This window comes from Streptomyces sp. 4N124 (assembly GCF_052245395.1).
In the GTDB taxonomy this organism is placed as follows: Bacteria; Actinomycetota; Actinomycetes; order Streptomycetales; family Streptomycetaceae; genus Streptomyces.
Genome location: NZ_JBQQBS010000039.1, coordinates 24459 through 36304, shown reverse-complemented (window position 1 = coordinate 36304; position 11846 = coordinate 24459). Strand labels below are relative to the sequence as shown.

General features: G+C 70.8%; 9 protein-coding genes. 1 reads left to right on the top strand and 8 read right to left on the bottom strand.

The genetic code is table 11. The features are described 5' to 3' along the window. Positions 1 to 97: 97 nt before the first annotated feature. From ACTWQO_RS31905 to ACTWQO_RS31885, 5 genes are all read right to left on the bottom strand, one after another. A complete protein-coding gene (locus tag ACTWQO_RS31905) occupies positions 98 to 1366 on the bottom strand; it encodes an RNA polymerase sigma factor (protein ID WP_443240851.1) in 1269 nt (422 codons plus the stop codon). A gap of 235 nt (positions 1367 to 1601) precedes the next feature. Further along, positions 1602 to 3500 (bottom strand): DNA primase, encoded by a 1899-nt coding sequence (gene dnaG / locus ACTWQO_RS31900; protein WP_443240850.1) that lies wholly within the window; start codon positions 3498 to 3500, stop codon positions 1602 to 1604. A 29-nt stretch (positions 3501 to 3529) separates the two neighbouring features. After that, entirely contained in the window at positions 3530 to 4795 is a 1266-nt protein-coding gene (locus ACTWQO_RS31895; protein ID WP_443240849.1) for an NAD(P)/FAD-dependent oxidoreductase, read from the bottom strand. Positions 4796 to 4941: 146 nt separating this feature from the next. Then, positions 4942 to 6198, bottom strand: coding sequence for a deoxyguanosinetriphosphate triphosphohydrolase (locus ACTWQO_RS31890; protein WP_443240848.1), 1257 nt, complete (start codon positions 6196 to 6198; stop codon positions 4942 to 4944). A 61-nt stretch (positions 6199 to 6259) separates the two neighbouring features. Then, a complete protein-coding gene (locus ACTWQO_RS31885) occupies positions 6260 to 7168 on the bottom strand; it encodes a sirohydrochlorin chelatase (protein WP_443240847.1) in 909 nt (302 codons plus the stop codon). Positions 7169 to 7375: 207 nt separating this feature from the next. Here ACTWQO_RS31885 and ACTWQO_RS31880 point away from each other — a divergent pair, with 207 nt between their 5' ends. Next, positions 7376 to 8053 (top strand): SanA/YdcF family protein, encoded by a 678-nt coding sequence (locus ACTWQO_RS31880; RefSeq protein WP_443240846.1) that lies wholly within the window; start codon positions 7376 to 7378, stop codon positions 8051 to 8053. On the opposite strand, the gene ACTWQO_RS31875 is transcribed toward ACTWQO_RS31880, so the two are convergent. From ACTWQO_RS31875 to ACTWQO_RS31865, 3 genes are read right to left on the bottom strand one after another with little or no spacing between them, the layout of a single operon-like run. Then, positions 8040 to 8807, bottom strand: a complete 768-nt coding sequence (locus ACTWQO_RS31875; protein ID WP_443240845.1) for an enoyl-CoA hydratase-related protein — start codon at positions 8805 to 8807, stop codon at positions 8040 to 8042. The genes ACTWQO_RS31880 and ACTWQO_RS31875 overlap by 14 nt on opposite strands. Before the next feature lie 18 nt (positions 8808 to 8825). Continuing rightward, complete coding sequence (locus ACTWQO_RS31870) at positions 8826 to 10094, bottom strand: hypothetical protein (RefSeq protein ID WP_443240844.1); 1269 nt, start codon at positions 10092 to 10094, stop codon at positions 8826 to 8828. After that, positions 10091 to 11605 carry an amino acid adenylation domain-containing protein gene (locus ACTWQO_RS31865; protein ID WP_443240843.1) on the bottom strand — a complete coding sequence of 505 codons (1515 nt, stop codon included), beginning with the start codon at positions 11603 to 11605 and terminating at the stop codon, positions 10091 to 10093. The genes ACTWQO_RS31870 and ACTWQO_RS31865 overlap by 4 nt, the downstream gene beginning before the upstream one ends. Positions 11606 to 11846 lie beyond the last annotated feature (241 nt).

Sequence of the window (11846 nt, the reverse complement as noted above, 5' to 3'; positions counted from 1 at the left end):
CCGCCCCAGGCGGCACGCATGCCCGCAGCTGCGCGAGCTGCAACGCCCAGGGGCGCGGGGAACTGCGCGACCGGCCCCCACCGGCCCGCAGTCGGCATCAGTCCAGATAGCCCCTTAGCTGATCCGCGAACGCGTGGTCGCGCAGCTTGTTCAACGTCTTCGACTCGATCTGGCGGATCCGCTCCCGCGTCACGCCGAAGATGCGGCCGATCTCCTCCAACGTGCGGGGGCGGCCGTCCGCCAGGCCGTAGCGGAGTTGGACGACCTTGCGTTCGCGTTCGCCGAGGGTGGAGAGGACGGCCTCCAGGTGCTCTCGGAGGAGGAGGAACGCCGCCGACTCCACCGGGCTCGCCGCGTCCCCGTCCTCTATCAGGTCGCCGAGCGCTACGTCGTCCTCCTCGCCCACGGGGGCGTGCAACGACACGGGTTCCTGGGCCAGGCGCAGGACCTCGCTGACGCGCTCGGGCGGGAGGTCGAGGTGGGCGGCGACCTCTTCGGGGGTGGGTTCGTAGCCGCGTTCCTGGAGCATGCGGCGCTGGACGCGGACGACGCGGTTGATCAACTCGACCACGTGGACCGGGACTCGGATCGTGCGGGCCTGGTCGGCGAGCGCGCGGGACATGGCCTGGCGGATCCACCAGGTGGCGTACGTGGAGAACTTGTAGCCGCGGGCGTAGTCGAACTTCTCGACGGCGCGGATGAGTCCGAGGTTGCCCTCCTGGACGAGGTCGAGCATGGTCAGCCCGCGGCCGACGTACCGTTTCGCGACGGACACGACGAGCCGCAGGTTCGCCTCGATGAGGCGGCGCTTGGCCATCCGGCCCATGACGACGAGTTTGTCGAGGTCGAGGGCGAGCTGGCTGTCCAGGTCGGAGGCGCCGGCGAGCTTCTCCTCGGCGAACAGGCCGGCCTCGACACGGCGGGCGAGTTCGACCTCCTCGGCCGCGGTGAGCAGGGGGATGCGGCCGATCTCGCGGAGGTACTGGCGGAACAGGTCCGAAGACGGGCCGCTGGTGTCGGCGCGGCGCGGAGGTTCCACGGGCTCGGCTTCCGCTTCGACGGCCGGTTCCGCCGTTTCCTGCGGGGCCTCCGGCTCCGCCTCGGGATGGTGCACGACACGGCTCTGCGGCGGAACGGCGACGAGCACGTCGGTCTCCGCGTCCGGCTCCGTGATGTCAGTCTGGGTCAGGGTCTGGGTCTGCACGGGGGCGACCTCCAGGATGATCGCTGCTGAGGTGTGCGGCAGCGCTGCTTCAGGGGCGGAGTCGGCGGCCACGCCGCTGTCCGTCCCGTACGCGATGAGCGGAACCGCGGGGGTGTGGGATCCGTTGGGGACGGATCGGCCGCGCTCCGAGGACTCAGGCACCGGAACCCAGTGTGGAGTACGACACATCGCCGCCACGAGGGGCGTGCGGTGACTTTTTGAGTCCGGTCCGTGACCGCGTGGTTACCCTCGCGGAAAACCCGGGTGCTCGTTCGCGCCCTGATCTGCGGCGATCCGAGGGCGTCCGGTTCCTTGTGGGACCGGCCGATGCCTTCTTGTCGGGTTCCCCGTCATATGCCGGGGAACCAGCCCAGGGCAAAGAGGAACCGGAAGCGGGCTAGAGCGCCGCCACGCCCCGCTCCCGCAGCGCCTGCCCGTACTGTTGAAGCACCCACAACTCGTTCTGTACGGCCGCCAGTTGTGCAGGGTCGCCGCCGTTGGTAAGGCGGGTGAGGGTGCCCTGGATCTCCTGGATGCGGCGGTCCACGGCGCGGCGGCGGACCATGACGAGCTGGTCGCCGGCGTAGATCTCGTCGACGGTGCGGCGCATGATCGCCTCCACCGCCAGCTCCGTCACCATCGAACGGACCTGGTCGTCGGGGGCGGCCTCACGGACGCGGACCAGGTATTCCTGCGGGTCCTGGATGCCGTACTCCGCGCCGCCCGCGTCCATGACGGCCTGGCGTACGGCGGCGTAGGGCGGGGCGGTGAACTCGTCGACGCCGTAGGCGTCGAAGGCCGGGGAGACCAACTCGGGGCGCTGGAGGGCGAGTTTCAGGAGTTCGCGTTCGGTGGCGTACACCGGGTTGCGGAGGTTCAGGGCCGGGCCGGAGGGGGCGCGGACCGTGTCGTACTGCTGCGTGGGGCGCTGCTGGGCGGGGGCCGGGCCCTTGCCGCCGCGGTCCCTGGCCCAGCGCGCCAGCTGGGCGACCCGCTTGACCACGAACTGTGTGTCGAGGATGCCGAGCATGCCCGCGAGCTGGACGGCGACCTCGTGCTGGGCGCCGGAGTTCTTGATGCGGGCGACGATCGGCGCCGACTCGTCCAGCGCCGAGGCGCGGCCCGCGGGGGTGTCGAGGTCGTAGCGGCTGACGATCTGGCGGAGCGCGAACTCGAAGAGGGGCGTGCGGGGTTCGACCAGGTCTGCCACCGCCTCGTCGCCCTTCGCCAGGCGCAGCTCGCAGGGGTCCATGCCGTCGGGCGCGATCGCGATGTACGTCTCGGCGGCGAACTTCTGGTCGTCCTCGAAGGCGCGCAGGGCCGCCTTCTGGCCGGCCGCGTCGCCGTCGAAGGTGAAGATCACGCGGGCCGAGCCGTTGTCCATCAGCAGGCGGCGGAGGATCTTGATGTGATCGCCGCCGAAGGCCGTGCCGCAGGTGGCGATGGCGGTGGTGACGCCGGCGAGGTGGCAGGCCATGACGTCCGTGTAGCCCTCGACGACGACCGCGCGGCTGGTCTTGGCGATGTGCTGCTTCGCGAGGTCGACGCCGTACAGGACCTGGGACTTCCGGTAGATCGCCGTGTCGGGGGTGTTGAGGTACTTGGGGCCGTTGTCCGACTCGTACAGCTTGCGGGCGCCGAAGCCGACCACGTCGCCGGCGATGTCGCGGATCGGCCACATCAGCCGGCCGCGGAAGCGGTCGATGGGGCCGCGGCGGCCCTCCTGGGAGAGGCCGGACAGGAGCAGTTCCTTGTCGGAGAAGCCCTCTCCGCGGAGGTAGCGGGTGAGGTGGTCCCAGCCCTGGGGGCTGTAGCCGACGGAGAAGTGCTCGGCGGCGGACTGGTCGAAGCCGCGCTCGGCGAGGAACTTACGGCCGGTGTCGGCCTCCGGGCTGGTGGCCAGCTGCTCCACATACCACTGGGCGGCGATCTTGTGGGCCTCGACCAGGCGGATGCGTTCGCCCCGCTGGTGGGAGGGGTTGTACCCGCCCTCCTCGTACCGCAGGGTGATGCCGGCCTGGCCGGCGAGGCGCTCGACCGCCTCGGAGAAGGAGAGGTGGTCGACCTTCATCACGAACGTGATGGTGTCGCCGCCCTCCTGGCAGCCGAAGCAGTGGAAGAGTCCCTTGCTCGGGCTGACCTGGAAGGACGGTGACTTCTCGTCGTGGAACGGGCAGAGGCCCTTCATGTTGCCGCCGCCCGCGGGGCGCAGCTGGAGGTACTCGGACACGACGGCGTCGATCGGGACCGCGTCCCGAACCGCCTTCACGTCCTCGTCGTTGATCCGTCCTGCCACGCGTGAATTCTACGGTGGTGCGCTGACACTTACGGGACGAGGTTTTCGAGTGGAACGTGTGGATCCGCCAGTGCCTCGGTGTCTACCCGGGCCCTGGACCGGATCAGCTGCTGGATCGGGTCTGTGACGTCCCACACATTCACGTTCATCCCGGCCAGCACGCGGTTCTCCTTCACCCAGAAGGCGATGAATTCCCGCTTCCCGGCGTCTCCCCGGATCACCACTTCGTCATACGTGCCCGGGGGCGCCCAGCCGGAGTACTCCATCCCGAGGTCGTACTGGTCGGAGAAGAAATAGGGCACGCGGTCGTAGGTGACGTCCCGGCCGAGCATCGCGCGGGCCGCCGCCGGGCCGCCGTTGAGGGCGTTGGCCCAGTGCTCGACGCGTACCCGGGTGCCGAACAGGGCGTGCGGGAACGCGGCGACATCGCCGGCCGCGTAGATGTCGGGGTCGGAGGTGCGCAGCTGTTCGTCGACCAGCACGCCGCCGCCGTAGGCGCGCTCGGCGATGTCGAGCCCGGCCGACTCCGCGAGCGCGACGCGGGGGGCGGCGCCGATCGCCGCGAGCACGTCGTGCGCGGGGTGTTCCTCGCCGTCGTCGGTGCGGGCGGCCAGGACCATGCCGTCCTGGCCGGCGATCTCCGTCAGCCGCGCGCCGAAGTGGAAGCGGACACCGTGCTCCCGGTGCAGCTCGGCGAAGAGGTTGCCGAGCTCGGGGCCGAGGACGCCGTGCAGCGGGGTCGGCTCCGGCTCGACGACGGTGACCTCGGCGCCGTACTCCCGGGCCGCCGCCGCGACCTCCAGGCCGATCCAGCCGGCGCCGGCGATGACGAGGTGGCCGTTGTCGCGGCCCAGGGAGGTCAGGACGCCCTTGAGGCGTTCGGCGTGGGCGAGGCGGCGCAGGTGGTGGACGCCCGCGAGGTCCGTGCCGGGGATGTCCAGGCGGCGGGGCTCGGCGCCGGTCGCGAGGAGCAGCTTGTCGTAGCGGACAACGGTGCCGTCCTCGCCGAAGCGGACCGTCTTCGCCGTGCGGTCGATGGCGTCGACGGTCTGGCCGAGGTGCAGCTCGATGTCGTTGCGGGCGTACCAGGCGGGCTCGTGCACGAAGACGCTGTCGCGCACCTCCTTGCCGAGCAGATAGCCCTTGGAGAGCGGCGGGCGCTCGTACGGGTGATCGCGTTCGTCGCAGATCAGTATCACGCGGCCGTGGAAGCCCTCCGCGCGGAGTGTCTCGGCCGCCTTCGCGCCGGCCAGTCCGCCTCCGACGATGACGAATGTCTGATCCGCGTCGACCACTTGATGCCTCCTCGGGGGTCTGGGGGTTTCCCCCAGTTGAACACTGCACGGTGTCGCCACATGCGAGCGTCCCGCACGGAGCGTGATGGGGGAAGAGGGAGTGGCCCGATCAGGCCACGCAGGGTCACATTCGGGCTTGTTTCACCTCACTGCCGCCCCGTGAACCTCTGGTGCAACGACCGCGCCGACGCGTCCGTGAGCGACGCGATCTGGTCGACGATCACGCGTTTGCGGGCGCGGTCGTCGGGCGCCCGGTCGAACAGCGCGCGGAACTGGGGGTCGAGTCCGTCGGGCGCGCGGGTGGTGAGCGCGTCGGCGAGTTCCGCGACGACGATGCGCTGGTCGGCGCGGAGACGTTCCTGTTCGGCGCGCTGCATGACGTACCGGTCGGCGACCGCCTTGAGGACGGCGCATTCGAGGCGGACCTCGCGCGGTACGACGAGTTCGGCGTCGTACCTCGTCAGGCGGCCGGTGCCGTACGCCGCGCGCGTGGCGGCCTCGGCGCCCAGGCAGAAGCGGCCGATGAGCTGGCTGGTGGCGTCCTTGAGACGGGCCTGGGCCACGGCCGTGCCGTCGTAGCCGTGCGGCCACCAGTCCTCGTCGAGGAGGCGGTCGAGGGCCTCGGCGAGTTCGGCGGGGTCGGTGTCCGGGGGGACGTAGCGGCCGATGGCGACCGAGAAGACCGCCTGCCGTTCCGGTTCGGCGTGCAGGCAGTTGGGGTCGATGTGGCCGGCGTGCAGGCCGTCCTCGACGTCGTGCACGGAGTAGGCCACGTCGTCGGACCAGTCCATGACCTGGGCCTCGAAGCAGGTGCGGGTGCCGGGGGCGTCCTTGCGGACCCACTCGAAGACCGGGCGGTCGTCGTCGTAGACACCGAACTTCCGGGACTTGGGGTCGGTGGGGTGGGCGCCGCGGGGCCAGGGGTATTTGGTGGCCGCGTCGAGGGCGGCTCGGGTGAGGTTGAGGCCGACGGAGCCCTCTGGGGTGAACCGTTTGGGCTCGATGCGGGTGAGGAGTCTCAGGGACTGGGCGTTGCCCTCGAAGCCGCCGCAGTCCTCGGCGAATTCGTTGAGGGCCTGTTCGCCGTTGTGGCCGAACGGGGGGTGGCCGAGATCGTGGGAGAGGCAGGCGGCTTCCACCAGGTCGGGGTCGCAGCCGAGGGCTGCGCCCAGTTCGCGGCCGACCTGGGCGCACTCCAGGGAGTGGGTGAGGCGGGTGCGGGGACTGGCGTCCCAGGCCGAAGCGCTGCGTTCGCCGGGTGTGACGACCTGGGTCTTTCCGGCGAGCCTTCTGAGCGCGGAGGAATGCAGGATGCGGGCGCGGTCGCGTTGGAAGGCGGTTCGGCCGGGGCGTTTGTCCGGTTCGGGGGCCCAGCGTTCGGTTGACTGCAGGTCGTACGGCATGTCTCGACAGTAATCGCCGGTGGTGGCGAGTGGAGTGCGCCTTGGCGTCTGCCGGGTGCGGTTAGCCGGCGAGTGCGGGTTGTGGGTGGCTGGTCGCGCCGTTCCCCGCGCCCCTTAGGTACGTCCAGTCACCCTGCGTTGTCAGTGCTTCGTCGTATCGGTGCAGGACCAAGCGGGCCATCGCCGGGTGGGTGCCCAGGGGGGCCGACGCTATCCACGGGGCCGCCTCCGCGCACTGGGTCGCGAAGTAGCCGGGGGCCGTGAAGTAGCTCGCTACGGCTACTCGGCGGCAGCCTCGGGATGTCAGGGCTTGTACGGCTTCCTCGACCGTGGGCCTCGCTGCCGACGCGTACGCGGGGATCACCGGTGCGCCCAAGCGGTCGGCCAGCAGTTGTGCCGTAACGCCTGTGTCTGTTGCCGCGTCGGGGTCGCGGGAGCCTGCCGCGGCCAGGACCACTCCGGTCTTTTCCGCACCCTTGCGCCAGCCTGCCTCGGTCAGGCGGTCGTGCAGGGCGTCCACGAGGAGGGGGTGAGGGCCCAGGGCGGTGGCGACGCGGGTGCGGGCCGGGGCTGCGGCGGCCATGTCGGGGATGTCGCGCTTGACGTGGTAGCCGCGGCTGAGGAGGAGCGGCACGAGGACGGCTTCGGAGGTGCCGAGGGCGGCGAGGGTGTCCGGGAGCAGGGGCTCGTTCAGCTCGATGTGGCCGAGACGGACGGGCAGGCCGGGGCGCAGTTCGCGGACGCGGTCGACGAGGGCGGTGACCGTGCGCAGGGTGCGCGGGTCGCGGCTGCCGTGGGCCACGAGGACCAGGGCGGGCGGCTCGGGGCGTCGCCTGCCGTCGCGGGAGACGAGGCTGAGCTGGTCGGCGAGCTGGCTGGTGATCCGGTTCATGATGTGCGCCGTACTGTCGAGGTGGGCCCCGTGCGGGAGGGTCGTGGACTCGTCGTGGAGGTGTTTCGACGCCGTCATGAACCGATGGTGGGGGCGGGAGGTTGCCACCCCGTTGCGTGGGCGTCACGGGTCTTTTCGCGGGGTTCACGATGGGGGGCACGGGGTGTGTGAGGCGGCGTGACCTGCGGTTTCGGTGGGGATGGTGAAGCTGGTCACATGGCCGGGGCCGAACCGGAGCGCTGTACGGGACGTCTGTCACTGTCGAGAACCCACCAGGGAGGGACCGTGAAGGTGCGCAGACCCCGTCTGCCGCGTACCCGTACCGGGCAGCGGCGGCTGGTGCAGGCCGTGATGCTCGGGTGTGTGCTGGCGCTGCTTCCCGCGACCTGGATGTACGTGGTGGCCGGCGACCGGCTGCGGACCACGGCGGACGTGCCCCGCACCGAGGTCGCGGTCGTCTTCGGCGCGGGTCTGTGGGACGGCGAGCCGTCGCCGTATCTCGCGCACCGGCTCGACGCGGCGGCCGAGCTGTACCGCGAGGGCCGTATCGAGGTCGTTCTCGTCACCGGCGACAACAGCCGCGAGGACTATGACGAGCCCGACGCGATGCGCAGCTATCTGACCCGGCGGGGTGTGCCGGACGTGCGCATCGTGAGTGACTACGCGGGGTTCGACACCTGGGACTCCTGTGTCCGCGCGAGGAAGATCTTCGGGGTGGACCGGGCTGTGTTGATCAGTCAGGGCTTCCATATTCGGCGCGCGGTCGCGTTGTGTGAGGAGGCGGGGGTGTCGTCGTACGGCGTCGGGGTGGACGCCGTGCACGACGCGACCTGGTACTACGGCGGTGTCCGGGAGCTGATCGCCGCCGGGAAGGCCGCCGTGGACGCCGTGTTCGAGCCGGACCCCCGGTTCCTCGGACCGCGGGAACCGGGGGTGGCTCGGGCGCTCGCTAGCGCCCGGTGAAGTGCGGGGCGCGTTTCTCCAGGAACGCGCTCATGCCCTCCTTCTGGTCCTCCGTCGCGAACAGGGCGTGGAACACCCGGCGTTCGAAGCGGATGCCGTCTCGCAGGCCGGTTTCCAGGGCCTGGTTCACGCATTCACGGGCCGCGGTGACCGCCGCGCGGCCGTACGAGGCGATGGTCGCGGCCGCTTCGAGGGCCTCCGGCAGGACCTGGTCGTCGGGTACGACGCGGGAGACGAGACCGCAGCGTCCAGCCTCCCGTGCGTCCATGGTGCGACCGGTGAGGATCAGGTCCATCGCCTTGGCCTTGCCGACCAGCCGGGTCAGGCGCTGGGTGCCGCCGATGCCCGGGATCACCCCGAGCTTGATCTCCGGCTGACCGAACACCGCCGACTCGCCCGCGATGACGAGGTCACACATCATCGCCAGCTCGCAACCGCCGCCCAGGGCAGGCCCGTTGACGGCGGCGATCTTCGGCGTACGGAGATCGGCGAACTCCTCCCACGCCGAGAAGTAGTCCTCCGCCGCCATCTCCGCGGCCGACTTCCCCGCCATCTCCTTGATGTCGGCGCCGGCGGCGAACACCTGCTCCGAGCCGGTGACGACGAAGCAGCCGACCTCGGGGTCCGCGTCCAAGGGGCGGAGAGCGTCGAGGAGTTCGGTCAGCAACTCGGAGTTCAGTGCGTTGAGCACGTGCGGGCGGTGCAGGCGGACGGTCACCACTCGGCCGTGCTGTTCGACTTTCACGTTTCTCATACGGAATCCCTTCGAGGGTTACGAGTCCCAGATCGCGCCGTACGCCGGAATCCCGCGCCGCTCCAGCCCGTGTACGACCTGCCAGGTGAGCTTCTTGTTGGAGATGCAGATCACCGCCTCGGCGCCGAAGTCGCGGTACGCGGCGTACGCGAGGCGCACCATGTCGGGCTTGCCGTGCCGGGAGGTGTCCCAGATGACGGGGTCGGGCTGGACGGCGAGGATCTCGTCGACGAGGGCGTCGCCGTACGTCGTGCGGGGGTCGCGGGTCGCCCAGACCAGGCGGGAGGGGACCTCGGCGGCGAGGAGATGGGGCAGGCAGGGGCCGATGCCGCTGCCGGTCGCGACGTAGATCACCTTCTTGAACAGGACCTCGATGTTGGCGACCCCGGCCGTGGTGATGCCCTTCACCCACACCTTGGGCGGCAGGTCGTCGATGAACGAGCCCGTCCAGTCGCCGGCCCGCGAGATGGTGAGCCGGAAGCCGGGCTCACCGGGGGCCGGGACGTTGGCGAAGGAGTGCCATTCCCGTAGCGGGCTGCGGCTGATCGCGGTCGAGGAGCCCGCGAAGGGGGTCTCGCCGTGGTCGAAGCGGGCCAGTACGACGTGGCGGGAGGGGCGTTCGAGACGGACGGCGACCTTGCGGAGCCGTAGCCAGGGCAGGGCGACGCTGAAGGTGACCACCGACAGGACCGTGACTTCTGCCGGGCCCGGTGACGACAGGAGCGTGTGCGTCCAGAAGAGGGCCAGGGCGGTCCAGCCGCCGAAGCGGTGGATCTTCTCGAAGTGGTCGTGGTGGCGGGAGCGGAAGGGCGGCAGGGCGGTGGCGACGATGACCGCGAGGAGGGCGATCAGGGTCCAGCTCACGGTCCTGAGCGGCGCACTGGCCGGCCCATGGGTCGTACTGATCGTGAGCGCCAGGAACCAGCCCGTCCCCGCCAGCGCCCCGCCCGCGTGCAGCCCGCCGAAGTGGTACACCTTCCCCAGCGTCCAGCGGATCTTCAGGGGCCAGTGCGTCGGCGCCCAGGTCGCCAGCCGGAAGAAGAGGTTGATGACGTACTGCTGTCGTACGAGGACGGCGAGCGCGAGGTTGGCGAGGGCCGCGTGGCCGAGGGCCTCGGTCGACAAGGGCCAACGGGCGTACAGGAAAGCGAGGTTCGCCAGGATCACCAGCGCCGCGAGCCGGTTGTAGTGCATCAGGCGTGGGTGCTTGAGCAGGCGGCGAGGGCCGGAGACGAGCGGGGGCAGCTCGGTGGTGTCCCGCCGGGTGCGCGGAGGTGAGGTGGTCATCGGGCCACCGCCATCCGCTCTTCGACCATCCGCAGCAGCGCCGTTTTGTCGATCTTGCCGCGGTCGGTCTCGGGGAGGAAGGGCAGGGGCAGGACCTCGTCGGGCACGCAGTAGTACGGCAGGGCGTCGGCGACGGCGCCGCGGGCGGTGTCCGGGTCGACGTCGGCGGGGCAGACGAAGGAGACCAGCGTGCGGGCGTCCCGCTTCAGGGTCACCGCGCGCCGGCAGCCCGGCACCGACTCCAGCACCGAGGACACGGAGTCGAGCTCGACGCGGAAGCCGCGCACCTTGACCTGGTCGTCGGTGCGGCCGAGGTGTTCCAGTTCGCCGTCGGGGGTCCAGCGGCCGAGGTCGCGGGTGCGGAACATTCGGCGGTCGCCGCCGAGGAAGGGGTCGGGGGCGTATCTCTCGGCGTTGAGCCGGTCATCGCCGAGGTATCCCGCCGAGACGCAGTCACCGCCCGCCCACATCTCGCCGATCTCGCCGATGGGCAGCGGACTGCGTGCGGCGTCGAGGACATAGACCGTGTTGTTGGGGGTGGGCCGGCCGATGGTGAGGAGTGGGTCGGCCGGGTCGTGGCGGCGCATCGTGTTGACGATGGTCGTCTCGGTGGGGCCGCAGCAGTTGTGGAAGGCGGCGCGGGCGGCCCAGGCGTCGGCGAGCGGACGCGGGCAGGGTTCGCCCGCCACCGCGACCGTGCGGACACGCGGGCAGGCGGCCGGGTCGATGCCGGACAGGACGGTCGGCGTGGCGATCAGGACGTCGGCCGTACGGGCCGCCGCAGCGATGTCCTTGCCGCGGATCACTAGGGTGCCGCCGTGGGCGAGGCAGCCGAGGATCTCCCAGGCGGCCATGTCGAAGGCGATGTTGAGGAGTTGGGCGACCCGGTCGCCGGGGCGGATGCCCAGGTCGCCGGGGGCGGTGAGGAGGATGTTGGCGACGTTGCGGTGGGTGACCTTCACGCCGTTGGGCCGGCCGGTGGTGCCGGAGGTGAACAGGACGTAGCAGCCGTCGTCGGGGCTGATGTGCGGGCGGGGGACGGTCGCAGGGGGCAGGGGTGTGTCCAGGGCGATCATGCGCGGGCCCCGCGGAATCCGGGCCGCGTGTTCCGCGACGGTGAGGACGACGCGGGTGCGGGCGGTGCGGACGACGTGGGCCAGCTGGGCGGGGGGCGCGAGCCCGATGTCCTGGGGGACATAGGCGGCGCCCGCCTTCAGGATGCCGAGCAGGCCTACGAGCATCGGGAGGGAGCGGCGCACGAAGAGGCCGACGTGATCGCCGGGCCGTATGCCCTCGCGGGCCAGGCGGGCGGCGAGCGCGTCGGCCTGGCGGTCCAGCTCGCCGTAGGTGATCAGCGCGCCCTGGTGTTCGGCGGCGACGGCGTGCGGGGTGGCCGCGGCGTGCCGTTCGACGGCGCGGTGGACGAGGGGGTCCGGGACGGGAACCGTGGGACCACGACCGTATCGCCGGAAAAGGTGCTGGTCATGGGGGGACAAATGGCGCAGGGGCATGACTGGGGTACCTCCTGGCTGTTTCGCTTGACGGGCTGTTTCGATGGCGGTTGCTTGCCTTGCCGGATCCGGGATGAGCGGCGGGCATGCCCGGTATGTCGAACGCCGTACGGAGTCGCGCGAAGGCCCGACTGTAGGGGGCCTGTACTCCAACGCTCAACAACCTGCGATCGGCCAACTACAGTAAGAAACGAGCCACATGTGACGCCTTTCACATCAAAGGCAACTTCCGCACCGACCG

What these genes read in the sequence shown, in the direction of transcription:
- ACTWQO_RS31890 (WP_443240848.1), bottom strand. Translation starts at nt 6,198, where the DNA reads ATGCCGTACGACCTGCAGTCAACCGAACGCTGGGCCCCCGAACCGGAC.
- ACTWQO_RS31885 (WP_443240847.1), bottom strand. Translation starts at nt 7,168, where the DNA reads ATGACGGCGTCGAAACACCTCCACGACGAGTCCACGACCCTCCCGCAC.
- ACTWQO_RS31875 (WP_443240845.1), bottom strand. Translation starts at nt 8,807, where the DNA reads ATGAGAAACGTGAAAGTCGAACAGCACGGCCGAGTGGTGACCGTCCGC.
- ACTWQO_RS31870 (WP_443240844.1), bottom strand. Translation starts at nt 10,094, where the DNA reads ATGACCACCTCACCTCCGCGCACCCGGCGGGACACCACCGAGCTGCCC.
- ACTWQO_RS31865 (WP_443240843.1), bottom strand. Translation starts at nt 11,605, where the DNA reads ATGCCCCTGCGCCATTTGTCCCCCCATGACCAGCACCTTTTCCGGCGA.